Below are 26108 nucleotides of genomic sequence, written 5' to 3'. Positions count from 1 at the left end.
GGGTTCAGGGGCCGGTGGCGGGGCGGGAGGCGAGGCGGTCGGCGAGGCGGGGGTACACGCGCAGGGCGTTGCCGCTGTAGACGGCGGCGCGTTCCCGCTCGGACAGGTTCGCGGTGGCCTCCACGTACCTTTTCGTGTCGTCGAAGTGGTGGCCGGTGCGCGGGTCGATGTCGCGGACCGCGCCGATCATCTCGCTGGCGAACAGCACGGACCGGCTGGGGACGACCCGCGTGAGCAGGTCGATGCCGGGCTGGTGGTACACGCAGGTGTCGAAGGAGACGTTGTCCAGCAGCGTTTCGGGGTCCGGCCGGCCCAGTGCCATCGCCAGGCCGCGGAACCGGCCCCAGTGGTAGGGCACCGCCCCGCCGCCGTGCGGGATCACGAACCGCAGCGTCGGGAAGTCGGCGAACAGGTCGCCCTGGAGCAGCTGCATGAACGCCGTGGTGTCGGCGTTGAGGTAGTGGGCGCCCGTCGTGTGGAAGGCCGGGTTGCACGACGTGCTGACGTGGATCATCGCGGGGACGTCGTACGCGGCCATCGCCTCGTAGAGCGGGTACCAGACGCGGTCCGTCAGCGGCGGCGCGGTCCAGCTGCCGCCCGACGGATCGGGGTTGAGGTTGACCGCCACCGCGCCGAGTTCCTCCACGGCGCGGCGCAGTTCGGGCAGGCAGGTGGCGGGGTCGGTGTCCGGTGACTGCGGCAGCATGGCGGCCATCGCGAAGCGGTCGGGGTGGAGCGTGGTGACGCGGTGGACCAGGTCGTTGCAGATCCGCGCCCACACCGAGGAGACCGCGAAGTCGCCGATGTGGTGGGCCATGAAGCTGGCGCGCGGGGAGAAGACCGTCAGGTCGGTGCCCCGTTCGTCCATGAGCCGCAGCTGGTGGGGCTCGACGGCGTGGCGCAGGTCGTCGTCGGTGATGACCAGGTCGTCGGGGTCGGGCGCGGGTCCGGGGGCGGCGTACGCGGCCACCTGCCGGTCCCGCCACCGCGCCAGCTGTGGCGGCGCGGTGGTGAAGTGGCCGTGGCAGTCGATGATCACGTGTGGTCTCCTGCTGGTCGTCGGAGTCAGTCGAGGGAGCCGGCGGGCCAGCCCGTGTACTGCTCGGCGAGGTGGGCGCGGCCCGCGCGCGTGCCCACGACGTTGTCGAGTTCGCCGAGTTGGCGCCGCAGGTCGAACGGTGAGGCGCCGGGCGGGGTGTGCAGCAGCCGGGTCATCCAGTACGAGAAGTCCTGCGCCCGCCAGACCCGGCGCAGGGCGCGCGGCTGGTACTCGTCCAGCGCGGCCCCGCCCCCGCTGCCGAGGGCCCGCGGCAGGACCTCGGCGAGCACCTTGACGTCGTGCAGCGCGAGGTTGAGTCCGCGGGCGCCGGTCGGCGGCACGGTGTGCGCGGCGTCGCCGGCGAGGGCCATCGAGCCCCAGCGCATCGGTTCCTGCACGAACGAGCGGAACCGCAGCACCGTCTTCTCCAGGACCGGCCCCTCCTGGAGGCGGAAGCCGTCCCGGCCCGCCACCCGGGCCTGGAGCGTCTCCCAGACGCGGTCGTCCGGCCAGGCGTCGACCGCCTCGTCGGGGTCGCACTGGAAGTACATCCGCTGAACGGTCTCGGTGCGCCGGCTGATCAGCGCGAACCCGTGCTCGGAGTGGGCGTAGACCAACTCGGGTGCGCTCATGGGTGCTTGGGCCATGATGCCGAACCAGGCGAAGGGGTACTCCTTGCCGTAGCGCGTCCGCCGGTCCTCGGGGACCAGGTCGCGGCACATGCTGCGCGACCCGTCCGCGCCGACCACGTACCGCGCCCGGATCTCGTGCCGGGCTCCGTCGGGCGCGGTGTAGCGGACCCGCGGCGCGCTGGTGGTGATGTCGAGGACCTCGGTGTCCTTGACGCCGAAGTGGACCGTTCCGCCGTCCCGGGCCCGGGCGTCGGCCAGGTCGGTGAACACGTCGGTCTGCGGGTAGAGCCACACCGAGCGTCCGGTCAGTGCCTTGAAGTCGACGCGGTGGGGACGGCCGTCGAAGCGGATCTCGACGCCTTCGTGCTCGTGGCCGTCGCGCAGGATCCGGTCGGACACTCCGGTCTCGATCAGGTCCCGGGCCGCGTCGGCCTCCAGGATGCCGGCCCGCTGGGTGGTTTCGATCTCGTGCCGCGTGCGGGTGTCGATCACGATCGTCCCGACGCCCGCGCGTCCGAGCAGGTGGGCCAGCATCAGGCCGGCCGGACCGGCACCGACCACGGCGACGGGAACTGAGGCGACGGTGTCGACGGCGATGTCGGGCATGGCATCTCCTGGGCAACTGCGAACGTTCGAACACCCCGAACGGTGGCAGCCGGAGCCCCGGCCGGTCGCCGGTGTTTCCGTCAGGCGGAAGCCCGTTGTGGCGTCAGGCCGTCGTGCGGGCGCGCCGGCCGAGCTCGTCGGAGATCCCGTACGCCGCCCTCAGGAGCGGCTCGCGCAGCCCGCGCGCGTCGCCGGCGCCACTCGCGGCGACGACGATCCCCAGGGCGGCGCTGACCGGTCCGGCGCGGCCGATGCGTACGGGCGCGGCGACGGCCACCGTGTCATGGGAGAGCTGCCGGTCGCTGAGGAAGACCTGCTCGCGGCGGATGCGGTCCAGCTGGGCGCGCAGCGTCCTCGGGTCGGTGACGGTGTGCGGGGTCCAGGCGCGCAGCGGCGATCGGAGGACCTCCTCCTGGATGTCCCGCGGTGCGTGTGCCAGCAGCACCCGGCCCATCCCGGTGGAGCCGACGGGGAACCGGGTCCCGACCTCCGTCAACAACTGCACCGACCGGTGCCCGGTGATACGTTCGACGAAGACGAGTTCCGTGCCCTCCCGCACCGCGAGCTGGACGTTCTCGTGGGTCGCCTCGTAGAGGTCCTGCATGAACGGCAGGGCCGCGTCGCGCAGGATCTGGGTGCGCGGGCATCCCGAGGTGATCTCCCAGAGCCTCAGCCCGACGTGCCAGGACCCGTCCTCGCCCCGCTCCAGCGCTCCCCACTCCGCCAGTTCCGCGACCACTCGGTGCGCGGTGCTGAGGGCCAGGCCGGTGCACTGGGCGATCTGGGACAGTGTCCGCGACGGGTGTTCACGGTCGAAGGCGGCGAGGACCTTGAGGACCTTGCCGGCCGCGGTGCTCCCGGTCGTGCTCACGCGGGCAGTCTCGCAGACGGGTTCCGGGCCGCCGGACCCGTGCCCCCCATCATCCGCAGCACACCAGGGAATCGACGTGAACGAAGACATCCGCGGTCTCTCCTCGATGGCGACCCGGCCGATTCTGGCCGGGCTCTGCGAACACATCCGGCTCGCTCACGGGATCGGGGTGCGCTTCGAGGCCGCCGGCGGGGTGGAGACCGCACGGCGGGTGCGCGAGGGCGCCGGAGCCGATCTGCTCGTGCTGGCCGACGGTGCCGTGGCCGAACTGGCCGGGGCGGGGCACCTGCTCTCGGACACGGTGCGCCCGCTGTGGGTTTCGTCGGTCGTCGCCGCCGTGCCGGAGGGAGCGCCGGTTCCGGCACTGGGATCGGAGTCCGACCTGCGGGCCGCGCTGCTGTCGGCGCGGAGGGTCGCGTACTCCACGGGCCCCAGCGGTACGTCCCTGGTCGGCCTGATCACCCGGCTGGGTCTCGCCGGCCCGCTGGGGGACCGGCTCGTCCAGGCACCCCCCGGGGTGCCCGCGGGCAGCCTCCTGGCGTCCGGCCATGCCGATCTGGCCTTTCAACAGCACAGCGAGCTGATGGACTTGCCGGGGGTGGTGGTCATCGGCCCGCTGCCGGGGGACGCCGCCATCAGCTCGGTGTTCAGCGCGGGCGTCCTGGCGTCCTCCACGCAGCCGCGCCGTGCCCGCGAGGTCCTCGGCCTCCTCGGTTCCGACGCCGCGTCGGCGCTCGCCCGCTCCAGGGGCATGCGGCCGGCCTAGCCTTACGGCGACCGCCCCGGCCGGAGCGTCCGGGCGGGGCGGGGCCGACGCGGGTGGGGCGGGGCGTCAGCTGTCGAAGCCGAGGCCGAAGCGGTCGAGGCCGCGCAGCCAGAGGTTGCGGCGGCCCTGGCTGCGGTCGGCGCGGGCCAGGGACCACCGGGTGATGCCGATGCCGGCGGACCGGACCGGCTCCGGCGGGAACGGCAGGGGTTTGCTGCGGACCATCCGCAGTCCGGTGCGCTCGGTGCGTTCGGCGGCGAGGAGGTCGAGCATCACCTGCGCCCCGAAGCGGCTGGCGCCGACGCCGAGTCCGGTGAACCCGGCGGCGTAGGAGACCTTGCCGTGGTGGCTCGTGTCGAAGAACACGCAGAAGCGGGTGCTCATGTCGATGGCTCCGCCCCAGGAGTGGGTGAACCGGACCCCTTCCAGCTGCGGGAAGGTCGTGAAGAAGTGGCGGGCGAGGGTGGCGAAGGTCTCGGGCCGCCGGTCGTGTTCGGCGCGGACGCGGCCGCCGTAGCGGTAGACGGCGTCGTATCCGCCCCACAGGACGCGGTTGTCCGCGGAGAGGCGGACGTAGTGGAACTGGTTCGCGCTGTCCGCGAAGCCCTGGCGCCGCGTCCAGCCCACGGAGGCGAGCTGCGCCCGCGTCAGGGGCTCGGTCATCAGCGCGTAGTCGTACACGGGGACGGTGTAGGGGCGGTGGCGCCGGACCAGGGAGGGGTGGGCGTTGGTGGCGAGGGCGACGCGGCGGGCGGTGATCCGGCCGTAGGGCGTGCGGACGCCGACCACGGCCCCGTGTTCGGCGAGCGAGGTGGCGGGGGTGTGCTCGTGGACCCGGACGCCCAGGGCGAGGCAGGCGCTCTTGAGTCCCCAGGCGAGCCGGGCCGGGTTGACCATGGCGACGTCGTCCTTGTTCCACAGGCCGCCGAGGAAGGTCGGGGAGTCGATCTCGCGGCGGACGGCCGCGCCGTCGAGGAGGACCGGCTCGCCTCCGTGGCGGGCGGCGGCCTCGGCCTCCTCGGCGAGGCCGGCGAGCTGGTACGGCTCGGTGGCCACGACGATGGAGCCGGTGCGCTCCCAGTCGCAGTCGATCCCGTGGCGCAGGACGGCGTCCTCGATGGCCTGGAGGTTCTCCCGGCCGAGCCGTTCCAGGAGGTCGATCTCCCGGGGCCAGCGCTGGAGTCCGTTGCGCAGGCCGTGGGTGAGGCTGGACTCGCAGAATCCGCCGTTCCGGCCGGAGGCGGCGCCGCCGGCCTCGTCCGCCTCGATGAGCACCACGTCGGCGGAGGGGTCGCGCTCCTTGGCGAGGAGGGCGGTCCACAGGCCGGTGTAGCCGCCGCCGACGACGAGGAGATCGCAGGTGGTCGCGCCCACGAGGGCGGGGGCGGCCTGGGGGCGGCGGGGGTCGTCGAGCCAGAACGGGCGGGGCTCGGCATCCCTGAGCGAGGTGAGGGGGTCCATGGGGATTCCTTCGGTTCGCGGAGGCGTCCGAGCGCACGGACCCTCCGGGGTGCCGACCATGAGACCCGCCGCCGCACAGCAAGGTCAATGGTGTTGTCATAAGCCTCCCCCGCCGGCCGACCGGGCCTCCCGCTGCGGCTACGCCTCCGGCTCCCAGCGGTCGAGGATCTCCTCGGCGATCCGCCGGGCCCCGGGCTCGAAGTCCGCGGAGAGTGCGCGGAACAGTGCCTCCGCGCGTGCGGCGGGCCACTGCGCGGGCAGGTGCTCGGCCGGCAGGTGCGGGTCGCGGCGCACCAGGTCGAGCCAGTCGGTGTGCAGCAGCAGGAGGCGGCCCAGGTCGTCGCGCGCCTCCGCGGGCGCGGTGCCGCCGCCCCAGCGGTCCAGGAAGGAGCGGTAGCCCTCGGCGATCGCGTCGACGTCGAAGGCGGTGCGGAGCAGGGGTCCGGCCTCGGTGGGCGCGGCGGCCTCGCCGTGGAAGGCCCTGATACGGTCCCCGAGCCCGAGCTCCTCGGCGATGGGCGCGACGTCCACGCGTCCGGGGGCGACCCAGAGCCCGCTCTGCAGCGGACCGAAGCCCGCCCAGACGAGCCGGGAGCGCAGGTCGTGCCGTTCGCGGCGCCAGGACTCGGGCAGCGAGAAGCCGACCAGGGTCCAGGTGCCGTCCCAGGCCCGGTTGACGGCGCCCGTCCGCTGGACCCGCTCCTCCCCGTCGGCGAGTACCGCGGCCGCCCGGGCCGTGAGCGAGAAGTACATCCGGCGACCGCGGCGGTGCCGTTCGAGCAGGCCGCGGCCGACCATCCGGGTCAGGGTCGAGCGCACGGCGTCCTCGCCCACCTCGACCCGGGCGAAGGCGTCGATCACGCTCGCCGAGGACAGGGCGGTGCCGGTGCCGAGGACGTGGATGCCGAAGAAGGTCAGCATCAGGGACTGGGGGCGGGCCGCGGCGCCGGGGCCGGCCGCGTCGGGCTCGGCTTGCGGCCGCCGCTTCGGATCGGGAGGGGTCACGGGGGACAGCGTAGGCGCGGGACCTGCCCGCCCACCCCAACATTCGGCAGTTCATTGACCGCAGACAAAATTATGCCTAGCTTTGGCGCCGCCGGTGCGTGCCCCAGGCCGCGGCTCCCCGCGTCCCGCCCCCGGCCTACGGGAAGGACCCCCTCTCATGGCTCAGTTGGATCTCTCCGGCAAGGTGGCCGTGGTCACCGGCAGCGGCCGCGGTCTCGGCCTCGCCTACGCCCGCTCGCTCGCCGCCGCGGGCGCGGCCGTGGTGGTCAACGACGTGGACGCCGAGGCGGCCGACGCGGCCGTGCGGCAGATCACCGGGGCCGGCGGCCGCGCCGTCGCCGAGGTGGTGCCGGTCGGCTCCACGGAGGCCGCCGAGGCCCTCGTCGCCCGCGCGGTCGACAGCTACGGCCGGCTCGACGCCATGGTCACCAACGCCGGTGTCCTGCGGGACCGGGTCCTGTGGAAGATGACGGACGAGGACTTCGACACCGTCGTCCAGGTGCACCTGCGCGGCACCTTCACCTGCGTCCGCGCCGCCGTGGAACGGATGCGCGCCCAGGGCGGGGGCGGACGGATCGTGGTCGCCGGCTCCCCCGCCGGCCAGCGCGGCAACTTCGGCCAGACCAACTACGCCGCCGCCAAGGCCGGCATCGCCGCGATGGTGCGCACCTGGGCCATGGAGCTGGGCAGGGCCGGCATCACCGCGAACGCCGTCATCCCGGTCGCCGCGACCGCGATGACGCGGACCATCCCCGCCTTCACCCCGCACGTCGAGGCGCTGGAGCGGGAGGGCACCGCCTTCCCCGACGGCCTGCGCAAGGGCGAGGGCTTCGGCACGCCCGAGGACGTCGCGGGGCTGGTGGCCTTCCTCGCCTCTGACGCCTCCGCCGGGATCACCGGCCAGTGCATCGGCATCGGCGGCGACAAGCTCGCCCTGTGGTCGCACCCGCAGGAGGTGTCGGTCGCGTACGCAGACGGCGGCTGGAGCGCCGAAGCCATCGCGGCGGCCTGGCCGTTGACGGTGGGCCGCACCCCGCAGACCGTCGGCATCCCCGCCCCGCAGCTGTGAGGAGCAAGGCCGTGCCGAATCCCGACGAGCTCGTCGCCATCGACGTCCACACCCACGCGGAGGTCTCCTCGAAGGGCTGCGCCTCGCTCTCGGCCGAGCTCGACCGGGCCGCGGGCGCCTACTTCAAGGCCGAGCACCGCCATCCCACGCTGCCGGAGATCGCCGCGTACTACCGCGAACGCCGGATGGCGTGCGTGGTGTTCACCGTCGACGCGGAGTCGGCCACCGGCGTCCCGCCGGTGCCGAACGAGGAGATCGCCGAGGCCGCCCTGGCCAGCCCCGACGTGATCATCCCGTTCGCCGGGGTCGATCCGTACAAGGGCAGGGCGGCGGTCCGTCAGATCCGCCGCCTCGTCGCGGATTTCGGGGTGCGCGGTTTCAAGTTCCACCCGAACATCCAGGCGTTCCACCCGAACGACCGGATGGCGTACCCGCTGTACGAGGCCATCGAGGAGGCCGGCGCCATCGCCGTCTTCCACACCGGCCAGACCGGCATCGGCGCGGGCGCTCCCGGTGGCGGGGGCGTCCGGCTGAAGTACTCCAACCCCATGGACGTGGACGACGTCGCCGCGGACTTCCCCGGCATGCGGATCATCCTCGCCCACCCGTCCTTCCCCTGGCAGGACGAGGCGCTCGCGGTGGCCACGCACAAGCCGCAGGTGTACATCGACCTCTCGGGGTGGTCCCCGAAGTACTTCCCGCCGCGCCTGGTCCAGTACGCCAACACCCTGCTCAAGGACAAGGTGATGTTCGGCTCCGACTATCCGCTCCTGTCCCCCGACCGCTGGCTGGCCGACTTCGCCGAACTGCCGATCAAGGACGAGGTGCGTCCGAAGATCCTCAAGGAGAACGCGGCCGCGCTGCTGGGCCTGACCCGGAGCGAGGGCTGACCGTGCGCAATCAGGGCATCGGCTCCTGGCCCGCCCGCCGCGGCCGGAAGACCCCCCGGCGCACCGCCCTCCTGTACGAGGGCCGCGCGGTCGGCTACGCCGAACTCCACGAACGCTCCAACCGTCTCGCCCACGCCCTGCGCGGCGCCGGCGTCGGACGCGGGGACCGGGTCGCCTACCTCGGCCCCAACCATCCCGCCTACCTGGAGACGCTGTTCGCCACCGGACTGCTCGGCGCCGTCTTCGTCCCGCTCAACACCCGGCTCGCCGTGCCCGAGCTGCTGCACCAGCTGACCGACTCGGGCAGCGGGGTCCTGGTCCACGCCAGGACCCCGGAGGAACGGGTCGCCGAACTCGCGGCGGGCGCACGGATTCCCACGCTCCTCGCCGTCGGTCCGGGACCGGGGCTGCCCTACGAGGAACTGCTCGCGGCCGCCGCCACCGAGCCGGTCGACGAGGAGGTGGGGCACGAGGACGCGTGCCTCATCATGTACACCTCGGGCACCACCGGCCGGTCCAAGGGCGCCGTCCTCACCCACGGCAACCTCGTCTGGAACAGCCTCAACGTGCTGGTCGACACCGACCTCGCCGGCGACGAGGTGGCCCTGGTCTGCGCGCCGCTGTTCCACACCGCCGCACTGAACATGAGCTGCCTGCCCACCCTGCTGAAGGGCGGCACCGTCGTCCTGGAGTCCTCCTTCGACGCGGAGCGCAGCCTGGGGCTCATCGAGGAGCACCGGGTGACCCGCATGTTCGGGGTACCGACGATGTACGACGCGATGGCCGCCGCGAGCGGCTGGGCCGAGGCGGACCTGTCGAGCCTGCGCACCCTGCTGTGCGGCGGCGCCCCGGTGCCGGGCCGTACGGCGCGCGCCTATCTGGACCGGGGCCTGGCCTTCGTCCAGGGGTACGGGATGACGGAGACCGCGCCGGGGGCCCTGGTCCTGGACCGGTCCGACTCGCTGACGCACGCCGGTTCGGCGGGCGTGCCGCACTTCTTCACCGACGTACGGGTCCTGCGGCCCTCGGGCGAGGAGACCGTGCCCGGTGAGGAGGGCGAGGTGGTGGTCGCCGGCCCGAACGTCTCGCCCGGCTACTGGAACCGCCCGGCGGCGACGGAGGCGGCCTTCCTCGACGGGCGGCGGTTCCGCTCGGGCGACGTGGCCACGGTCGACGCGGACGGCTACGTACGACTCGTGGGCCGCCTCAAGGACATGTTCATCTCGGGCGGGGAGAACGTCTACCCGGCCGAGGTGGAGGACGCCCTGCTCGAACACCCCGACGTGGCCGAGGCGGCCGTCATCGGCGTACCCGACCCCAGATGGGGCGAGGTCGGGCGGGCCGTCGTCGTCCTGCGCGCGGGTGCCGCACCCACGCCCGCGCGGCTGATCGCCCATCTGGAGGACCGGCTCGCCCGCTACAAGATCCCGCGGAGCATCGTCCTGGCTCCCGAACTCCCCCGCAACGCCACCGGCAAGCTGCTCAAGGACCCGATCCGGGCGCGCTACGGCACCGGCAACTGAGACCGGTCCGCCCCCACCGCCCCCACCACCCCCACCAGTCAAGGAGCACCGCCATGTCCGTCACCGTCCACGGGATCGACGAGATCCGCAACCGGTCCGGCGCCGACCTCGGGCACAGCGCCTGGGTCGAGATCGCCCAGCCGCGGGTCGACACCTTCGCCGACGCCACCGGCGACCACCAGTGGATCCACGTCGACCCGGAGCGGGCGGCCGCGGGTCCGTTCGGCGCCACCATCGCCCACGGCTATCTGACGCTCTCCCTGCTCATCCCGATGTGGAGCGAGCTGCTCGACGTCGAGGGCGTGTCGATGAAGGTCAACTACGGCCTGAACAAGGTCCGTTTCCCCGCGCCGGTGCGCGTCGGGTCCAGGATCCGGACGCACGGCCGGGTGGTGTCCGTCGAGGACGTCAAGGGCGGCGTCGAGGTCGTCGCGGACCTGACCGTGGAGATCGACGGCAGTGACAAGCCGGCGTGCGTCGCCCAGGCCGTGTACCGCTTCTACGCCTGACGTACGCAACCACCCGGGGGCGGCCGCACACGGCGGCCGTCCCTCTTGCGCGTGCCGGGCGCGTGTCAGCCGCCGTCCGCCGCCGGGTGCAGCGCCGCCACCGCGGCGAGCATCAGCTCCAGGGCGAAGGGGTAGCCGCTGTCCCTCATGTCGGCGGCGAGCAGCGGGAACGTCGCCGCGATGTTCGGGTGGGTCTCGGGCGGCAGCCTGCCGTACACCTCGTGCCAGACCTCCTCGTCCGCCACCCGGGCCGCCTCCGGCAGGGCGCGCGCGGCGGCGTCCTGCGCGGCGAAGGCCAGCGCCTGGTCCACGAAGGCGTGGTAGATCCGTACGGCGAGGGCGTCGGGGAATCCCGCCGAGCGCAGGGTGGCGAGGATCCTCTCGACGGCCCGTGTCTCGTGGCGCCGCCCCGTCGTGCGGTGCGCCGTGAGGAGCGCGGCCTGGGGGTTGGACTGGTAGCAGGCGTGGATGCGCAGCCCGATCGCGCGCAGGTCCGTCCGCCAGTCCCCGGTGGCCGTCCAGCCCTCCTGCGCGCGGCCGATCAGCTCGTCGGAGAGGGCGAGGAGCAGGGCGTCGGTGTTGCGGAAGTAACGGTAGAGGGCGCTGGGGTCGGCGCCGAGCGCCGCCCCGAGCCTGCGCGCCGAGAGGGCCGCGGCGCCGTGCTGCGCGATCAGGCGCAGGGCGGTGTCGACGATCAGCCGTTCGGAGAGCACGGCGCCCTGCTTGGTCGGCCGGCGACGCCGGCGGCCGGCTTCGGGAACCACGCGTTCTGACATGCACGGACCTTACGACAACACCATTGACGTGTAAACGGCCGCCCGGCTTCCATGTCCCCGTCCCCCCACTGTCGCCCCTCGTACTGGAGCTCCGTATGACCAAGGCAGATCTGGTCTTCACCCGCGGTCCCGTCTTCACCGTCGACCCGGCCCGCACGCGGGCGACCTCGCTCGCCGTCGTCGGCGACCGGATCGCGGCCGTCGGCCACGACGAGGTACGGGAGCTGATCGGCCCCCGCACCGAGGTCGTCGACCTGACCGGGAAGCTGCTGGTCCCCGGGTTCCAGGACGCCCACGTCCACGCCGTCTACGGCGGTACGGAGCTGGCCGAGTGCGATCTGACCGGTACGGTCGGCGTCCCGGAGTACCTGACCCGCATCCGGGCGTACGCGGACGCCCACCCGGACCACGCGTGGATCACCGGCGGCGGCTGGTCGATGGAGAGCTTCGACGGCGGGCTGCCCACCCGGCAGCTGCTGGACTCCGTGGTCCCGGACCGGCCGGCGTTCCTCGTCAACCGCGACCACCACGGCGCCTGGGCCAACACGCGGGCCCTCGAACTCGCCGGGATCACCGCCGCCACCCCGGACCCCGCCGACGGCCGCATCGAACGGGAGCCGGACGGCGGTCCCAGCGGGGTGCTCCAGGAGGGAGCCACCGCGCTGGTCTCCCGTCTCGTGCCCGCCGGCACCCCCGCCGACCGGCTGGCCGGCCTGCTGCGGGCCCAGGAACTGCTGCACTCGCTCGGCATCACCGGCTGGCAGGACGCGCTGCTCGGCGTGTTCGGCGGCAAGCCCGATCCCTCGGACGCCTACGTCACCGCCGCCCGGGACGGCTCGCTCACCGCCCGGGTGACCGGCGCGCTCTGGTGGGACCGGGACCGCGGCGCCGAGCAGATCGGGGAACTGGTCGCGCTGCGGGAGAAGCTGAGCCACGGACGCTTCCGGGCCGGCTCGGTGAAGATCATGCAGGACGGGATCGCCGAGAACTTCACGGCCGCGATGACCGCCCCGTACCTCGACGGCTGCGGCTGCGCGACGGCCAACACCGGCCTGAGCTTCGTCGACCCCGTGGCGCTGCGCGGGTACGTGGCCGAGCTCGACGCCCTCGGGTTCCAGATCCACTTCCACGCCCTCGGCGACCGGGCCGTCCGCGAGGCCCTCGACGCCCTGGAAGCCGCCGTGGCCGCCAACGGCCGGCGCGGCAACCGCCACCACCTCGCCCACCTCCAGGTCGTCCACCCCGACGACCTGGCCCGCTTCGCCCGGCTCGGCGCCATCGCCAACATCCAGCCGCTGTGGGCCGCGCACGAACCGCAGATGGACGCGCTGACCATCCCCTTCCTCGGGCCCGAGCGCGCGGCCTGGCAGTACCCCTTCGGTGATCTGCTGCGGGCCGGCGCCACCCTGGCCGCCGGCAGCGACTGGCCCGTCAGCAGCCCCGACCCGCTCGCGGGCATCCACGTGGCCGTCAACCGCAGGGACCCCGAGGCCGATCCCGCCGACGACCGGGTCTTCCTGCCCGAACAGCGCCTCGACCTCGCGACCGCGCTGGCCGCCTACACGGCCGGCTCCGCCCATGTGAACGGCCTCGACGACGCGGGCAGCCTGCGCCCCGGCCACCTCGCCGACCTGGTCGTCCTGGACCGGGACGTCTTCGCCGCGCCCCCGCAGGAGATCGCCGAGGCGAGGGTGGAGCGGACCTACGTCGGGGGCAGGCTCGTCCACTGCGCCTGAGGGGCCGACGCCGCTCCGGGGCGCCGTAGGGAGGACGCCCGTACGTCGAGCCGGGTCGGCACGAGCACCCCGGCCGACTCCCGCCGGCCCTCCTCCAGGACCGCCACGAGCAGTTCGACACCGGCCTGCGCGATCTCCTCGGGCCGCAGGCTCAGCGTCGTCACCGGCGGCTCGGTGTGCGCGGCCGTGACGTCCTCGCTCACACAGGCGAGGAGCAGGTCCCCGGGCACCTCGTAGCCCTGGCGGCGCGCCGCCTCCAGGACGAGGGGCGGGCTCGCCTCGGCCACCAGGAAGAGGGCGTCGGGGCGCAGCCCGTCCGGCCCCTCCCCGTCACCCGCCAGGGCGGTCTCGACCGCCCGTACGACCGGTCCGTTGCCGGGGGCCTCGGCGTACCCGATCCGCTCCGCCACGCCGTGGGCGGCGCACCAGCCCCGGTAGGCGGCGAGCACCTCCCGGTGGAACCGGGTGGTGCTGTCGGGCAGCACCATCGCGGGCCGCCGGGCCCCCTGTTCCCGGAGGTGGTCCAGGGTGCCGCACACGGCCGGTCCGGCTTCGACGTCCACCCAGTAGGCCCCCGGCCGCCCCTCGACGGAGCGGTCGCTGAACACCGGGATGCGGGCGGCGAGCAGGTCGCCGACGACCCGGTCGTCGGGGACGGGGTCGGCGACGACCACCGCGTCGAGCGGCAGGCCGGCCCACTCGCCCTGAAGGGAGCCGGCGGGCAGCAGCACCACGGCGTAGCCGCGTTGCAGCGCGGTCGCGGCGGTGGCGCCGGTGAGCCTGGCGAAGTACGGCGATTCCAGGAAGGACCAGGGGGTGTCGGCGAACTCTCCGACCATGTACCCGATCAGCCGGGCCCGTCCCGTGCGCAGCTGGCGGGCCGTCGCGTTGGGCCGATAGCCCATGACGCGCGCGGTCTCGCGCGCCTTCTCCCGCACCTCGGCGGAGAGGCGTCCGGTGCCGTTGAGGGCCGCCGAGACGGTCGTCTTGGACAGCCCCGCCTCGCGGGCCACGTCGACGAGCCGGACGCGCGGGGCGGGCTGCGGGGCGGCTTCGCCATGCCTTGGAACATCGGTCATGGGGACGATGCTGCCACCCCCGTGACCTCTGCAAAACCGTTCCCGCAAAGCCTTGTGCGGGAACGTTCCCGCATCAATACTCGCTCCATCCCCCAGCGCCCGTCACTACACCCGTAAAGGGGTGGGTCTGCATGCGCACGCCCAGGATCGCCACGCTCCTCGCCTGTACCGCCGCCCTCGCGGCCACCACCAGCGCCTGCTCGGGCGCCTCCGCTCCCCGGTCCGCCGACGGCGTCGGCGGCTACCAGGTCACCGCGACCTCACCGCCCGCGCAGGGCGCCCTGGACTCGTTCACCTGGTCCCTGTACGCCGAGCCCTACACGCTCGACTACGCCCTCGCGTACGACTACCCGCCGAACACCGTGCTCGCCAACGTCTGCGAGCAGCTCCTGCGGGTCACGCCCGACCTGAAGATCGAGCCCGGTCTCGCCGTCAAGTACGCGCAGCCCGACCCCCGCACGCTGGTCTACACCCTGCGGCCCGGAGTGAAGTTCCACGACGGGACGACGATGACCGCCGACGACGTGGTCGCCTCCCTGGACCGCCACCGGAACCCGGAGACCGGATCCCCCTGGGCCTCGGCGTTCAAGAACGTCACCGCCGTCGAGAAGACCGGCCCCCTGGAGGTCACGCTCCGGCTCTCCCGGCCGGACGTCCTCCTGAACGAACTCATGGCGGCCTCCCCCGGCACCGTAGAGAGCGCGGCCACCCTGGCCAAGGCCGGCAAGGACTACGGCACCCCGAAGGGCACGGTCAACTGCACCGGCCCGTTCGCCCTCGACCAGTGGGCGCAGGGCGAGAGCATCACCCTCAAGAAGAGCGCCGACTACTGGGACCGGTCGCTGACCCCCAAGTCCGCCGCCGTGAAGTTCACGTTCATCGAGGACGCCGCCGCCCGGGCCAACGCCTTCCTCTCGGGGACCGCCGACGGCGGGTACATGGTGCCCTCCTCCTCGCTGGCGCAGCTGCGGGGCAGCGGCAAGGGATCGGTCCTCTTCGGCCCCAACACCGCCGCGGCGAACCTGGCCGTCCTCGACTTCCACGGCACGCTCGGCGACCTCAAGGTCCGCAAGGCCCTGTCGCTCGCGCTCGACCGGAAGAACATCGTCAAGGCGGCGGCCGGCGGCGTCGGCTACCCGGCCAAGGCTCCGGCCGCGCGCGGCGCCTGGTCGCTGGCCCCGGAGAAGACCGCCTCGCTCTTCGACGCCGTGCCCGAGCCGTCGTTCGACGTCAAGGCCGCGCAGGAGCTCGTACGGGAGGCGGGGGCGACCGGCCGCACGGTCACCCTGGCCACGAGCACGCTCGCACCCGAGATCAGCGTCGTCGCCAACGCCGTCCAGGCCGCCGGCCGCCGGATCGGCCTCGACGTCCGGCTCAAGTCCGTCGCCCCGGAGGCGTACAGCAGCATCTTCACCGACCCGGGCGCACGCGCCGGCCTCGACCTGGTCATCACCAACGGGTACGACAACACCCCCGACCCGCTGGAGTTCTACCAGTACCTGCGCACCGGGGACTTCGGGAACTACGGCAGCTGGTCGAACGCCGAGTACGACGCCGCCTTCGACCAGGCCAACGCGCAGCCCGACCCCGCCGAACGGGCCGAGCTGACCGCCGCGCTCCAGCGGATCGCGCTGCGCGAGCTGCCGGTCATCCCCGTCTACGAGGCGCCCTACTCGGTCTTCCTCGGCGACCGGGTGACCGGCGCGCCGACCGGGATCGCGCAGCTGTACTACCCGTGGGCCGCGACGATCGGGGCCGCGAAGCGATGACCCGCTACCTCGTCGGACGGCTCCTCGGCCTGGTGACGGTGCTGTTCGTGACCTCCCTCGTGGTCTTCGGCTCCCTCCACCTCGCCCCCGGCGACCCGGTGTCCTTCCTGCTCCACGGCCGCCCCGCCACCCCCGAGGCCGTGTCGGCCCTGCGCTCCCAGTACCACCTGGACGACCCGCTGCCCGTGCAGTACGCGAAGTGGCTCGGCGGTGTCCTGGGCGGCGACTTCGGCCGCTCCGCGCAGTTCCACCAGGACGTGACGGCGCTCATCGGCTCGCGGCTGCCCGGCACCGCCCTGCTCGTCGGGTACGCGGCCCTGCTGGTCGCCGTCCTCGGGGTGGCGGGCGGCGTCCTCGCGGCGCTGCGGCCGGGCCTGCCGGACCGCGCGGTGCTCATCGGCACCGGCGTCGCCACGGCGACCCCCTCGTTCGTCACCGCCATCGCGCTCGTGTCGCTCTTCTCCGTCCGGCTGGGCTGGTTCCCGGGCCCGGGAGGCACCCCCGCGGGCTTCTCGGACCGGCTGTACCACCTGACGCTGCCGGCCTTCGCCCTGGCGCTGACCTTCGCGGGCATGCTCGCCCGGGTGACGCGTTCGGCGATGCTGGACGAGCTCGGCCGCGAGCACGTCGAGGTGGCGCACGCCCGCGGCGTCGCACCGTGGACCGTGGTGCGCAAGCACGTGCTGCGGGGCGCCCTGGGCCCGGTCGTCACCGTCGGCGGCACGATGCTCGCCGGACTGCTCATCAGCACCTCGATCGTCGAGACCGCCTTCGACGTACCGGGGCTCGGCTCCCTGCTCGTGCAGTCCGTGACCGCCAAGGACTTCGCCGTCGTACAGGCGGTCACCCTGCTCAGCGTGGCGGCCTTCGTCCTGGTGAACCTCGCCGTGGACCTGCTCGTCCCCCTCATCGACCCCCGGCTGTCCCTCCACGGGGAAGGCTCCTCATGACCCTCACCACGCCCTCCGCGGCCTCCCCGCCCGGCGCGGCTCCCGCGCCGCTGCGCCGCCGGCCCGGTCTGCGCCTCCTGCGCGGACTCGGCCAGGGCCCGCTGTTCACGGCCTCGGTGGCGGTGCTCGCCGCCCTCGTGCTGGTCGCGCTCCTCGCACCCGTCCTCGCCCCGTACGACCCCGAGGTGCTCGACCTCTCCTCGCCGCTCGTCGGCACCACCGGCGACCACCTCCTCGGCACCGACCAGTCCGGGCGGGACGTCCTGTCCCGGCTGCTCCACGGCGCCCGCACCGGCCTGCTCGGCCCCCTGCTCGTCGTCGGGGTCTCCACCCTCCTCGGCACCCTGCTCGGCGTCGTGGCGGCCTGGCGCGGCGGCTGGGCGGACTCGGTCCTGTCCCGCTCGATGGACATGGTCTTCGCGGTCCCCGGCCTGCTGCTCGCGATCCTGCTCGTGTCCGTCGTCGGCTCCGGCATGACCGCGCCCGTGATCGCCATGGCGGTGGCCTACACCCCGTACGTGGGACGGCTGGTGCGCGGGATCGCGCGCCAGGAGAAGGCCCGCCCGTACATCGAGGCCTACCGGGTGCAGGGCTGGTCCGGGTGGAACGTATGCCTGCGGCACCTGCTGCCGAACATCGCCCCGACCGTCTTCGCCCAGTCCGCGATGAACTTCGGGTACGCGCTGATGGACCTGGCGGCGCTCTCCTTCCTCGGCTTCGGCGTGCAACCGCCCGCCGCCGACTGGGGAGCCATGATCAACGAGGGCCAGTCGGCCGTCCAGCAAGGGGCGATGCTGCCCGCCCTGGCCCCCTCGGCGTGCATCGTGCTCGCGGTGGTGGCGTTCGGCATCGTCGGCGAGGGGCTCGCCGACCGGATCGCGAGGCGGGAACGGTGAACGCCATGACCGAGGAGAACCCCCCGCCCGACGGGCCGCCCGTCCTGGAGATCGACGGGCTCGGCGTCCGCCTGGCGGCCGACCGGGCGGCCCGGCCCATCCTGGACGGCGTCAGCCTGCGGGTGCTGCCCGGCGAGACGGTCGGCCTCGTCGGCGAATCCGGCTCCGGCAAGTCGGTGGCCTGCCGCAGCGTCCTCGGGCTGCTGCCCGCGGGCGCCCGCACCAGCGGGCACGTCCGGGTCGCCGGCCGGGACGTGCTCACCATGAACCGCGCCGAACGGACCGCGCTGCGGGCCCGGCAGGTCGCGATGGTCTTCCAGGACCCGCGGTCCTCCGTCAACCCGCTGCGCCGGATCGGCGACTTCCTCACCGAGGGCCTGCGCGCGGCCGGAACCCCCGCCGCCACGGCCACCGCCCGGGCCGAGGAGCTCCTCCACGCCGTCGGCATCCGCGATCCGCGGGGCGCCCTGCGCCGCCGTCCGCACGAGTTCTCCGGCGGCATGCTCCAGCGGGTGGTCATCGCCGCGGCGCTCGCGGCCGAACCCGCCCTGCTCGTGGCCGACGAGCCGACCACCGCCCTGGACGTCACGACCCAGGCGGAGGTCATCGCGATCCTCACCCGGCTGCGCGCCGAGCGCGGCACGGGCCTGCTCTTCGTCACCCACGACCTCGAACTCGCCTCCGCCGTCTGCGACCGCGTGTACGTCATGTACGCGGGCCGGATCGTCGAGACCCGGGGCACGGACGAGCTGTTCGAGCGGCCGCGCCACCCCTACACGGCGGGGCTGCTCGCCTGCACCCCGCGCATCGAACGGGGCTCCCCGGCCCCCCGGCCCGTCCCCGGCCGCCCCGTCTCGCTCGCCGAGGCGCCGCCGGGCTGTGCCTTCGCCGCGCGCTGCGTCCACGCCCTGCCGCGCTGCACCGAGGAGACACCCGCACTCGCGCGGTACGGCGACGGCCTCGCCGCGTGCCACCGCGCCGACGAAGGGATCACGCTGTGACGACCACCCCGACCCGCGAACTCGTCGTCCAGGGGCTGTGCAAGCGGTACGGCGACCACGCCGCCGTCGACGACGTGTCGTTCACCCTGGCACCGGGAGCCTCGCTCGCCGTCGTCGGGGAGTCCGGCAGCGGCAAGACCACCACGGCGCGCATGCTCGTCGGCCTGGAACGCCCGGACGCCGGCACCGTACGCCTGGGCGGCCGGGACCGTACGGCACGGGTCCGCGGCCGGGCCGAACGGCTCGCCCGGGCGCGGGAGATCCAGATGGTCTTCCAGGACCCCTACCTGTCGCTGGACCCCCGGGTGACGGCGGCCGGATGCGTGGACGAGGTCCTGCGGCTCCACACCCGGCTGGACGCGGCCGCCCGCCGGGCCCGGGCCGCCGAGCTCCTGGAGCAGGTCGGCCTCGGCCCACGCGAGGCCTCGGCGCTCCCGCGCCGCCTCTCCGGCGGGCAGCGCCAGCGCGTGGCCATCGCACGCGCCCTCGCGGTGGAGCCCGGGGTCCTCGTGCTGGACGAGGCCGTCGCGGCGCTCGACGTCTCCGTCCAGGCGCAGATCCTCGAACTGCTCGCGGCGATCCGCCGCGAGGCCGGCGTCGGCTACCTCTTCGTCACCCACGACCTGGCGGTGGTCCGGCACATCGCGGACGAGGTACTGGTGCTCAAGTCGGGGAGGGTCGTGGAATCGGGCCCGACCGACCAGGTCCTGGACGCCCCGCAGCACCCGTACACCCGGCTCCTGCTCGACTCCGTCCCCCGCCGCGGCTGGGACCCGGGCGCGGCGGCGGCGGGGCGGCGGGGGCTCGGCTGACCGGAGCCGGGCGGTACCACAGGCCGAGACCAGGAGTGGCGAACTCCCGTTCGGCGTACGCAAGTTCAGGTGTCCGGATGCTTCTACTTAGGTAGACGGCCCGTCTTCTACCTAAGTAGATTGCCGCCATGCCGGACGTGAACCTGACGCCGCACACCCAGACGCTGCTGCGCGCCCTCCTCGGCCAGGGCGTCGACACCGGGCAGCGCTCGGTGGTGCTCACCGAGGGGCTGTACGGGCTGGACCTGGTCCGGCGGACCGGGCTGCCCAACGGCACGCTGTTCCCCATCCTCGAACGGCTGCGCCAGGCGGGCTGGGTGGAGCGGTACTGGGAGCAGGACGCCATAGCCGAGGCCCAAGGCCGCCCCCGCCGCCGCTTCTACCGCATCAGCCCCAAGGGTGCCGTCCTCGCCCCGCAGGCCCTCGCCGAGGCGAGCGCCGCGGCACCGGCGGTGGCACGGCCGGGCATCGGACGCCCCGGACTGGCCGGGGGTACCGGTGAGTGACCGCGGTAGCGCCACGCGCGCCGCGCGGCCCGGCTCGCGGGTGACGGCGGTCCTTCTCGCGGCCGTCTGCGCCGGCTACGCCGCGGGATCCGCCCTGGGCTGGTGCGGCTCCCGCCAACTCGCCCTCGTCATGGGCGATTTCACGCTGACCGCCACCGCCGTGCTCGCCGCCGCGGCCTGCTTCCGCCAGGGACTGGCCTCCGACGGCCGAAACCGGCCGGCCTGGCTGCTGTTCGGGCCGGCCTTCACGATGGCGGCCCTCGGGCACCTGGCCGCCCCGCTCCTGCCGGGCTTCGTACCGCCCGCCGTCGTGGGGCTCGCGCTCCTGGCCAGACGGCCCGCGAGCTGGGCCGGCCGGGTCTGTATGGGAATCGACGTGTGGCTGGTCGCCGGCTCCCTGTTCGTCCTGTACCGGAGCCTGGCGACGGCCGGCGCCGTTCAGCACGCCCCGTCCGCCTCCGCGCGTGCGCTGCTGGACATCGCCCTCGTGGCGTTCGCGCTCGTCCTGCACTTCCACCGTTCCGGTCCCGGCCGCCCGGCCGTCGGCACGGCCGCTGCCGCCCTGGTGTCGATCGGGGTGGGTGACCTGCTCGTCGCGACGCCCTTCCACGACACCGCCTGGTTCGGCGGCCCGCTCCTCGTCGCCTACGCGCTCAGGCGCTCCCGGCGGACGGACACGGCCGCGGCCCCTCCCCCGCGGCCCGGAATCCGGATCGGCAGCCGCTCGACCGGTGCCGCACTGCTCACGCTCGCGCCGTACCTCGCCACGGCCGTCGGCATCCTCGGGATCCTCCACGACGCCCTCGACGACGGCCGTGTCGACAGGGCGACCCTCATCGCCTGCGGCAGCACCGTCATCGGCGTCGTGTTCCGGCTGGGGATCGTGCTCCTGGACAACATGAACCTCGTCCAGGAGCTGGCCCAGAAGGAGAACCACTTCCGCGCCCTGATCCAGTCCTCCAGCGACGTCATCATGATCGCCACACCGAACGGCGTGCTCCAGTACGTCAGCCCCGCCTCCAGCGGGGTCTACGGCCGGGCAGCCGAGGAGCTCGTGGGGCAGGAACTGGTGGCGCTGGTCCACCCGGAGGACGTCGGGCTCCTGGTCCACGAGATCCGCCGGTTCCTCGGCGCCGACGCCCTGGAGGAGCCCACCACGCGCCTGGAGTGCCGTTTCCGGACCGGCGACGGCAGCTGGCTCGACGTGGAATCGACCATCAGCCGCTACCAGGGCGGACTGATCTTCAACAGCCGGGACGTCACCCCCCGCGTCCGGCTCCCGGCCCGGATCGGCCGGCCTGCCGATCCGGATCTCCCGCCGCCCGCGCCCGGATTCGCGCCCTCCGAACCCCACGCGGACGAGGGTGACACCGGCGAACCGCCAGACGGCGACGCGCCCCGGGAGAACCGTGCCCCGGCGGGGGCACGGGGGCCGGGGAGCCGCGCGAAGGAGCCCGGCGGGCGGGTGCTCCACTTCGGAGCGCTGCTGCTGCCCACGGAGGAGCGCAGCGGGTGGCTGGAGGAGCAGAGGGCCATCCTCTACTGCCTTCCGGGGCGCCGCGAGCAGTGGAGATGGATCCTCAAACAGTTGTTCGCCATGCCCAGATTCGCCTACACCGTCCGCAGCGGCCGCGACAAGGAGTCCGCATGACCACCCCGCCCCCGCCCTCGCCTCCCCGCCCGGAGCCGGCAGCGCAGCCCGTCCCCGTCCCCGCACCCGCAGCGGTGCCGGCACCGGCCCCGGCACCCCCGCCACCCCCCGACGCGGAGCCCCTGGTGAGCGCGCGGACCGCGCTGGTGCTGCTGACGGCGGCCTTCATCGGTACGGTCCTCGGCGCCCTCACCGTCCTGTCGACGGGCAATGCCGCCGGGGGCCTGATCGCCGCCCTGTCCGGCTTCGGGGCGGCCACTGTGGGCCTGCACAAGCTGATCGGCCGATGACGGCGCTCACCGCCCCGCGGCGTCCTGCCGGTCCACGACGAGGAGGGCCACGTCGTCGCCCAGGCTGCCGTGCGTGTGCCGCAGGAGGGCTCGGCGCAGGCCCTCCAGGAAGCCCTGACGGGAGTGGTCGCGCAGGGTGGACACGGCCCCGGCCAGGTCGAAGAAGGCCCTGTCGCGGTCGCGGGCCTCGATGACGCCGTCGGTGTGCAGCAGGAGGCGGTCGCCCGGGGTGAACGGGTAGGTCTCCGTGCCCGGCGGGGGACCGGTGATGAACTCCTCCAGGCCCAGCGGCGGCTGGGGCGTGCCGGGCGTCAGGGGCCGGACCTCGCCCGCGTGGAGGAGCAGCGGCGCGGGGTGGCCGCGGTTGACCACCTCGACGTGCGGGCCGTCCGGGACCTGGGCGACGAGGGCGGTGACGAACCCCTCCAGGAGGGGGTCGGTGCCGTCGGCCGGGTCCGTCTCGGCGTGGACGCTGGTGCTCGCGAGGGCGGCGTCCCTGCGGAGGGCCGCCGCGCAGTGGTTGACGACCTCGACCAGGTCGGCCTCGTAGTGCACGGACTCCCGGAAGGCGCCCAGGACCACCGCCGCGGCCCGTACGGCGGGCAGCCCCTTGCCCCGGACGTCCCCGACGATCATCCGGACCCCGTACCGGGTCTGGACGGCGTCGTACAGGTCGCCGCCGATCTGGGCGCCCGCCTCGGCGGCCAGGTACATGCTGGCCGCGCGGACGGGGCCCAGCCGGTCGGGCACCGGCCGCAGCAGCACCTCCTGGGCGGCCGCGGCGATCCGCCGGACCTGGTTGAGCTGGCCCTCCCGGCGCGTGCGGGCGGCGCGGCTCGTCGTGAAGCTCGCCGCCGTGACCAGGGACAGGGCGAGGAGGTTGGTGTAGACCTGTTGGCCGCCCCAGGCGTGGTTGTGGGTGGCCGTGACAACGCTGACCACAACGGCCACTCCCGCCGCCGCGAGCGTGCCCCTGGGGCCGGTGGTCACCGCCGCCAGGGCGGGCGTGGCGACCAGCAGCGGCCCGGTGTAGACGACGTGCGCGGGCGTGAGCTCGACCAGGAGGACCAGCAGGGCGATCAGGAAGGGCACGCACTCCGCGAGGAGGAAGAGGACCTGGTGGTGACCGCCGGCTCCCGGTCCCGGGGACGAGCGCGAGGGCGCTCTCATGAGTACAGCCTGCCCCTGCCGCATGCACGGACGCCACTCCATGCGCGCGCCCCTGCACCGTGCCCCGAGGCCGGCCGGCGCGGGCGCGGCCACCCGAAGGGGCCACGCCGGGAACCCGTCTGCCCCGCTCGGCACGACACGGCCGCGTGCGTGGGGAAACGTCGGGGGAGTGCGGGGAAGCCCCCGAAAGCCCCCAAAGCCCCCACCCCCTTCGTGAAGAGGCACGCATGGACGAGGCCGAGCGGTACGAGCGATACGCCGGCGGCAGCCCGGAGGCCGAGCGGCTGGTCTTCGAGCGGCTGGCGAAGGAGCTGCTGCGCGTACAGCTCAAGGCGCAGCGGAGCAGCGGAGCGGCCGCCCCGGAGCGGACCTTCCACGCCAAGGCGGTGCTCGGCGTGGAGAACGGGCGCCTGCGGTTCCGCGACGACCTGCCCGAGCCGCTGCGGAGCGGGTTCGCCCGGCCCGGCGCCGAGTACCCGGTGACGGTCCGGCTGTCCAACGCCAGCGGGGTCCGGCGGCCCGACTCCGCGCCCGACCTGCGCGGGGCGGCGCTGCGCGTCGAGGTGGGGCCGGAGGAGACCCACGACCTGCTGATGACCAGCTTCCCGGTCTCCCACGCCCGGGACGCGCGCGAGTTCGTCGCCTTCGCCAAGGCGATGGCGGGCGCCCGGTCGCGGCCCGCCCAGGGGTTCGCCCTGTTCGTCAGGCTGCCCCTGGCGGTCGGCTGGTCCACGGCGGCCCGGATGCGGCGCAACGTGATGGCGGGGACCAGGCGGACCGTGTCCAGCCTGGCGCTGGAGACGTACTGGAGCCGGGGCGCGATCCTGTGGGGCGGCGCGGGGCCGGTGCGCTACCAGCTGCGGCCCGCTCCGGGCACCGCCCCGGCCCCGGCGGGGCCGCCGGCCGGTCCCGACGGCCTGCGGGACGAACTGGCGCGGCGGCTGGGGGCGGGGGACGTCGTCTTCGAGCTGTGCGTGCAGCGTTACGCGGACCCCGGGCGCACCCCGATCGAGGACGGCGCGGCCGAGTGGAGCGAGCGGGACGCGCCGGTGGTGCCCGTGGCCACGCTGACGATCCCGCGCCAGGACCTGCACACGGCCGGTGCGCGGGCCGCCGCGGCGCGGGTCGAGCTGCTGGCCTTCAACCCCTGGCACACCTCGGAGGGCTTCCGTCCGCTGGGCAACCTCAACCGGGCCCGCAAACTCGCGTACGAGGCGAGCAGCGCGCACCGCCTGGGCCGCCGTTTCGTGACCGTGGAGCCGCGCCGCAACGCCCTGCTCGGCACCCCGCTGCGGGCCGCGTTCCGCTCCGTGAACCGGGTCGTCCCGTGGCACCGGCTGCCCACGCCGGTCGCGCTGCTGAACCTGATGGCGTTCCGGCAGACGCTGCGCCGGCACAACCTGATCGACACCGAGCTGCACGAGGCGCCGCCCCAGGCGGGTCCGGTGGAGCCGCCCGTGGACGAGGAGCTGCTGGTCAGGCGCAGCTACGACGGCAGCCACAACGACCTGTCCGAGCCGCGGATGGGCGCCGTCGGCGCGGCCTTCGGGCGTTCCATGCCGCCGGACTACCGGCCGGAGCGGTTCGACACCCCGAACCCGGTGGTCGTCAGCCGGGAGCTGCTGCGGCGCGAGGCCTTCATCCCGGCGACGTCGCTGAACGTGATCGCGGCGGCGTGGATCCAGTTCCAGGTGCACGACTGGGTCAACCACAAGCGGTTCCCGGTGGGCACCCGGAGCGTCGAGGTGCCGATGCCGCCCGGCACGGACTGGCGGAACACCCCGGGCGGGCCGCGCGAGAAGGTGATGCGCTTCGGCGACGACGATCCGCTGGACGCGGCCGGCAGCGGGCGGCCCCCGATCCGGTTCGCCGGCGGGGTGTCGCACTGGTGGGACGGCTCGGAGGTGTACGGCGGCGACCAGGCCGTCGCCACGTCCCTGCGGGAGCCGGACGGCGGCGCCGGGCTGCGGCTGGAGCAGGGGCACCTGCCGACGGGTGCGGACGGCCTGCCGGTGACGGGGTTCAGTGACAACTGGTGGCTCGGCCTGAGCGCCGTGCATACCCTCTTCGCCCGCGAGCACAACGCGGTGTGCGCGGCCCTGCGCGGCGAGTACCCGCACCTGGACGAGGAGCGGATCTACCACACGGCGCGGCTGGTCGTCTCCGCCCTCATCGCCAAGATCCACACGGTGGAGTGGACGCCCGCGATCCTGGCCACCAGGACGCTCGACATCGGGATGCGGACGAACTGGGAGGGGCCGCCGAAGAACTGGCTCGACCAGCTGGGCGTCTGGCTGCTGGAGGCGAACGCCGGGGACGGCATCCCCAGGACCCTGCCCGAGCACCACGGGATCCCGTACGCCCTGACGGAGGAGTTCGTCACGGTCTACCGGATGCACCCGCTGATCCCGGACGACTACGAGTTCGTCGACCACCGCTTCGGCCGCCGGCTCGACACCCTCGGCTTCGCCGACCTGCAGGGCGCCGCGGCGGAGCCGCTCATCCGCAAGACCGGGCTGGTGGACTCCCTCTACTCACTGGGCATCGCCAACCCGGGAGCCATCACCCTGCACAACTTCCCGCGCTCGCTCATGGCGTTCCAGCGCGACGGGGAGGTGATCGACCTGTCCGTGGTCGACCTGGTGCGCACCCGGCGCCGGGGCGTCCCCCGCTACAACGACTTCCGGGCCGGGCTGCACAAGCCGCGGATCCGCCGGTTCGAGGACCTCTCCCAGGACCCGGGGACGGTCGCGCGGCTGCGGGACGTCTACCGGTCGGTGGACGACGTCGACACGGTGGTGGGGCTGTTCGCCGAGAACCCGCCCGCGGGGTTCGGCTTCAGCGACACCGCCTTCCGCGTCTTCATCCTGATGGCGAGCAGGCGGCTGCAGAGCGACCGCTTCCTCACCGTCGACTTCCGGCCCGAGATCTACACCCCGCTCGGCATGGACTGGATCGCCCGCAACGGCATGACGAGCGTCATCCTGCGGCACTGCCCCGAGCTGGCGGGGGTACTGCCGCGCGGGGCGAGCGCGTTCGCGCCCTGGCGGCCGGTCCAGCCGGTCCGCAACCACGACGGCCGCGGCTGACCGGGGAGGGGA

At 74.1% G+C, this 26108-nt stretch carries 23 protein-coding genes; 15 read left to right on the top strand and 8 right to left on the bottom strand.

What is annotated here, in order from left to right; all coding sequences use genetic code 11:
• Window positions 1-4: 4 nt before the first annotated feature.
• From D1J60_RS30460 to D1J60_RS30450, 3 genes are all read right to left on the bottom strand, one after another.
• Window positions 5-1039: an amidohydrolase family protein gene (locus D1J60_RS30460; RefSeq protein WP_125823289.1), complete on the bottom strand. Its 1035-nt coding sequence runs from the start codon at window positions 1037-1039 to the stop codon at window positions 5-7.
• A 26-nt stretch (window positions 1040-1065) separates the two neighbouring features.
• Window positions 1066-2277, bottom strand: coding sequence for a 4-hydroxybenzoate 3-monooxygenase (locus D1J60_RS30455; protein WP_125823288.1), 1212 nt, complete (start codon window positions 2275-2277; stop codon window positions 1066-1068).
• 103 nt (window positions 2278-2380) lie between these two features.
• Complete coding sequence (locus tag D1J60_RS30450) at window positions 2381-3148, bottom strand: IclR family transcriptional regulator (RefSeq protein ID WP_125823287.1); 768 nt, start codon at window positions 3146-3148, stop codon at window positions 2381-2383.
• A gap of 76 nt (window positions 3149-3224) precedes the next feature.
• Between D1J60_RS30450 and D1J60_RS30445 the strand changes: the two genes are divergently transcribed.
• Window positions 3225-3914 carry a substrate-binding domain-containing protein gene (locus tag D1J60_RS30445; protein WP_125823286.1) on the top strand — a complete coding sequence of 230 codons (690 nt, stop codon included), beginning with the start codon at window positions 3225-3227 and terminating at the stop codon, window positions 3912-3914.
• 66 nt (window positions 3915-3980) lie between these two features.
• Here D1J60_RS30445 and D1J60_RS30440 read toward each other — a convergent pair whose 3' ends face one another.
• Together D1J60_RS30440 and D1J60_RS30435 are read right to left on the bottom strand one after the other, a co-directional pair.
• Window positions 3981-5375 (bottom strand): FAD-dependent oxidoreductase, encoded by a 1395-nt coding sequence (locus tag D1J60_RS30440; RefSeq protein ID WP_125823285.1) that lies wholly within the window; start codon window positions 5373-5375, stop codon window positions 3981-3983.
• A 138-nt stretch (window positions 5376-5513) separates the two neighbouring features.
• Complete coding sequence (locus D1J60_RS30435; protein WP_125823284.1) at window positions 5514-6380, bottom strand: PaaX family transcriptional regulator C-terminal domain-containing protein; 867 nt, start codon at window positions 6378-6380, stop codon at window positions 5514-5516.
• A gap of 157 nt (window positions 6381-6537) precedes the next feature.
• On the opposite strand from D1J60_RS30435, the gene D1J60_RS30430 reads away from it, so the two are divergent.
• The 4 genes from D1J60_RS30430 to D1J60_RS30415 are packed head-to-tail and all read left to right on the top strand — an operon-like array spanning window position 6538 to window position 10371.
• Window positions 6538-7449 carry an SDR family NAD(P)-dependent oxidoreductase gene (locus D1J60_RS30430; RefSeq protein WP_125823283.1) on the top strand — a complete coding sequence of 304 codons (912 nt, stop codon included), beginning with the start codon at window positions 6538-6540 and terminating at the stop codon, window positions 7447-7449.
• A gap of 11 nt (window positions 7450-7460) precedes the next feature.
• On the top strand, window positions 7461-8339 hold the full coding sequence (locus D1J60_RS30425) for an amidohydrolase family protein (RefSeq protein ID WP_241253449.1): 879 nt from the start codon (window positions 7461-7463) through the stop codon (window positions 8337-8339).
• Window positions 8340-8341: 2 nt separating this feature from the next.
• On the top strand, window positions 8342-9862 hold the full coding sequence (locus D1J60_RS30420) for a long-chain fatty acid--CoA ligase (RefSeq protein WP_125823281.1): 1521 nt from the start codon (window positions 8342-8344) through the stop codon (window positions 9860-9862).
• A gap of 53 nt (window positions 9863-9915) precedes the next feature.
• The gene (locus tag D1J60_RS30415; protein ID WP_125823280.1) at window positions 9916-10371 is read left to right on the top strand and encodes a MaoC family dehydratase; all 456 of its coding nucleotides are present in this window, start codon (window positions 9916-9918) and stop codon (window positions 10369-10371) included.
• 65 nt (window positions 10372-10436) lie between these two features.
• On the opposite strand, the gene D1J60_RS30410 is transcribed toward D1J60_RS30415, so the two are convergent.
• Entirely contained in the window at window positions 10437-11147 is a 711-nt protein-coding gene (locus D1J60_RS30410) for a TetR/AcrR family transcriptional regulator (protein WP_125823279.1), read from the bottom strand.
• Window positions 11148-11242: 95 nt separating this feature from the next.
• Between D1J60_RS30410 and D1J60_RS30405 the strand changes: the two genes are divergently transcribed.
• Window positions 11243-12883, top strand: coding sequence for an amidohydrolase (locus tag D1J60_RS30405; protein WP_125823278.1), 1641 nt, complete (start codon window positions 11243-11245; stop codon window positions 12881-12883).
• Here the strand turns inward: D1J60_RS30405 and D1J60_RS30400 are convergent.
• Window positions 12850-13962: a LacI family DNA-binding transcriptional regulator gene (locus tag D1J60_RS30400; RefSeq protein WP_125823277.1), complete on the bottom strand. Its 1113-nt coding sequence runs from the start codon at window positions 13960-13962 to the stop codon at window positions 12850-12852. The two genes, D1J60_RS30405 and D1J60_RS30400, sit on opposite strands and share 34 nt — an antisense overlap.
• Window positions 13963-14093: 131 nt before the next feature.
• On the opposite strand from D1J60_RS30400, the gene D1J60_RS30395 reads away from it, so the two are divergent.
• The 8 genes from D1J60_RS30395 to D1J60_RS30360 all read left to right on the top strand — a co-directional run bounded on the left by D1J60_RS30395 (window position 14094) and on the right by D1J60_RS30360 (window position 21837).
• Window positions 14094-15731, top strand: coding sequence for an ABC transporter substrate-binding protein (locus tag D1J60_RS30395; protein WP_125823276.1), 1638 nt, complete (start codon window positions 14094-14096; stop codon window positions 15729-15731).
• Window positions 15728-16681 (top strand): ABC transporter permease, encoded by a 954-nt coding sequence (locus D1J60_RS30390; protein WP_125824276.1) that lies wholly within the window; start codon window positions 15728-15730, stop codon window positions 16679-16681. Before D1J60_RS30395 ends, D1J60_RS30390 begins: the two co-directional genes overlap by 4 nt.
• Window positions 16678-17577 carry an ABC transporter permease gene (locus D1J60_RS30385; protein ID WP_125823275.1) on the top strand — a complete coding sequence of 300 codons (900 nt, stop codon included), beginning with the start codon at window positions 16678-16680 and terminating at the stop codon, window positions 17575-17577. The genes D1J60_RS30390 and D1J60_RS30385 overlap by 4 nt, the downstream gene beginning before the upstream one ends.
• Window positions 17578-17582: 5 nt before the next feature.
• Window positions 17583-18578 carry an ABC transporter ATP-binding protein gene (locus tag D1J60_RS30380; RefSeq protein WP_164721000.1) on the top strand — a complete coding sequence of 332 codons (996 nt, stop codon included), beginning with the start codon at window positions 17583-17585 and terminating at the stop codon, window positions 18576-18578.
• Entirely contained in the window at window positions 18575-19390 is an 816-nt protein-coding gene (locus tag D1J60_RS30375) for an ATP-binding cassette domain-containing protein (RefSeq protein ID WP_241253448.1), read from the top strand. The genes D1J60_RS30380 and D1J60_RS30375 overlap by 4 nt, the downstream gene beginning before the upstream one ends.
• A gap of 128 nt (window positions 19391-19518) precedes the next feature.
• Window positions 19519-19896 (top strand): PadR family transcriptional regulator, encoded by a 378-nt coding sequence (locus D1J60_RS30370; RefSeq protein WP_125823272.1) that lies wholly within the window; start codon window positions 19519-19521, stop codon window positions 19894-19896.
• Complete coding sequence (locus D1J60_RS30365) at window positions 19889-21547, top strand: PAS domain S-box protein (protein ID WP_125823271.1); 1659 nt, start codon at window positions 19889-19891, stop codon at window positions 21545-21547. The genes D1J60_RS30370 and D1J60_RS30365 overlap by 8 nt, the downstream gene beginning before the upstream one ends.
• The gene (locus tag D1J60_RS30360) at window positions 21544-21837 is read left to right on the top strand and encodes a hypothetical protein (RefSeq protein WP_125823270.1); all 294 of its coding nucleotides are present in this window, start codon (window positions 21544-21546) and stop codon (window positions 21835-21837) included. Before D1J60_RS30365 ends, D1J60_RS30360 begins: the two co-directional genes overlap by 4 nt.
• A gap of 6 nt (window positions 21838-21843) precedes the next feature.
• On the opposite strand, the gene D1J60_RS30355 is transcribed toward D1J60_RS30360, so the two are convergent.
• On the bottom strand, window positions 21844-23007 hold the full coding sequence (locus D1J60_RS30355) for a PP2C family protein-serine/threonine phosphatase (protein WP_164720999.1): 1164 nt from the start codon (window positions 23005-23007) through the stop codon (window positions 21844-21846).
• A 227-nt stretch (window positions 23008-23234) separates the two neighbouring features.
• On the opposite strand from D1J60_RS30355, the gene D1J60_RS30350 reads away from it, so the two are divergent.
• Entirely contained in the window at window positions 23235-26096 is a 2862-nt protein-coding gene (locus tag D1J60_RS30350; RefSeq protein ID WP_125823269.1) for a peroxidase family protein, read from the top strand.
• Window positions 26097-26108 lie beyond the last annotated feature (12 nt).

The sequence above is a fragment of the Streptomyces sp. W1SF4 genome, assembly GCF_003950035.1.
GTDB classification, from domain to species: domain Bacteria; phylum Actinomycetota; class Actinomycetes; order Streptomycetales; family Streptomycetaceae; genus Streptomyces; species Streptomyces racemochromogenes.
The sequence above is the reverse complement of the archived record's forward strand: the minus strand, read 5'-3'. Positions and strand labels throughout refer to the sequence as shown.

What these genes read in the sequence shown, in the direction of transcription:
- D1J60_RS30455 (WP_125823288.1), bottom strand. Translation starts at nt 2,277, where the DNA reads ATGCCCGACATCGCCGTCGACACCGTCGCCTCAGTTCCCGTCGCCGTG.
- D1J60_RS30440 (WP_125823285.1), bottom strand. Translation starts at nt 5,375, where the DNA reads ATGGACCCCCTCACCTCGCTCAGGGATGCCGAGCCCCGCCCGTTCTGG.
- D1J60_RS30430 (WP_125823283.1), top strand. Translation starts at nt 6,538, where the DNA reads ATGGCTCAGTTGGATCTCTCCGGCAAGGTGGCCGTGGTCACCGGCAGC.
- D1J60_RS30415 (WP_125823280.1), top strand. Translation starts at nt 9,916, where the DNA reads ATGTCCGTCACCGTCCACGGGATCGACGAGATCCGCAACCGGTCCGGC.
- D1J60_RS30410 (WP_125823279.1), bottom strand. Translation starts at nt 11,147, where the DNA reads ATGTCAGAACGCGTGGTTCCCGAAGCCGGCCGCCGGCGTCGCCGGCCG.
- D1J60_RS30405 (WP_125823278.1), top strand. Translation starts at nt 11,243, where the DNA reads ATGACCAAGGCAGATCTGGTCTTCACCCGCGGTCCCGTCTTCACCGTC.
- D1J60_RS30400 (WP_125823277.1), bottom strand. Translation starts at nt 13,962, where the DNA reads ATGACCGATGTTCCAAGGCATGGCGAAGCCGCCCCGCAGCCCGCCCCG.
- D1J60_RS30395 (WP_125823276.1), top strand. Translation starts at nt 14,094, where the DNA reads ATGCGCACGCCCAGGATCGCCACGCTCCTCGCCTGTACCGCCGCCCTC.
- D1J60_RS30390 (WP_125824276.1), top strand. Translation starts at nt 15,728, where the DNA reads ATGACCCGCTACCTCGTCGGACGGCTCCTCGGCCTGGTGACGGTGCTG.
- D1J60_RS30385 (WP_125823275.1), top strand. Translation starts at nt 16,678, where the DNA reads ATGACCCTCACCACGCCCTCCGCGGCCTCCCCGCCCGGCGCGGCTCCC.
- D1J60_RS30380 (WP_164721000.1), top strand. Translation starts at nt 17,583, where the DNA reads ATGACCGAGGAGAACCCCCCGCCCGACGGGCCGCCCGTCCTGGAGATC.
- D1J60_RS30370 (WP_125823272.1), top strand. Translation starts at nt 19,519, where the DNA reads ATGCCGGACGTGAACCTGACGCCGCACACCCAGACGCTGCTGCGCGCC.
- D1J60_RS30360 (WP_125823270.1), top strand. Translation starts at nt 21,544, where the DNA reads ATGACCACCCCGCCCCCGCCCTCGCCTCCCCGCCCGGAGCCGGCAGCG.
- D1J60_RS30355 (WP_164720999.1), bottom strand. Translation starts at nt 23,007, where the DNA reads ATGAGAGCGCCCTCGCGCTCGTCCCCGGGACCGGGAGCCGGCGGTCAC.
- D1J60_RS30350 (WP_125823269.1), top strand. Translation starts at nt 23,235, where the DNA reads ATGGACGAGGCCGAGCGGTACGAGCGATACGCCGGCGGCAGCCCGGAG.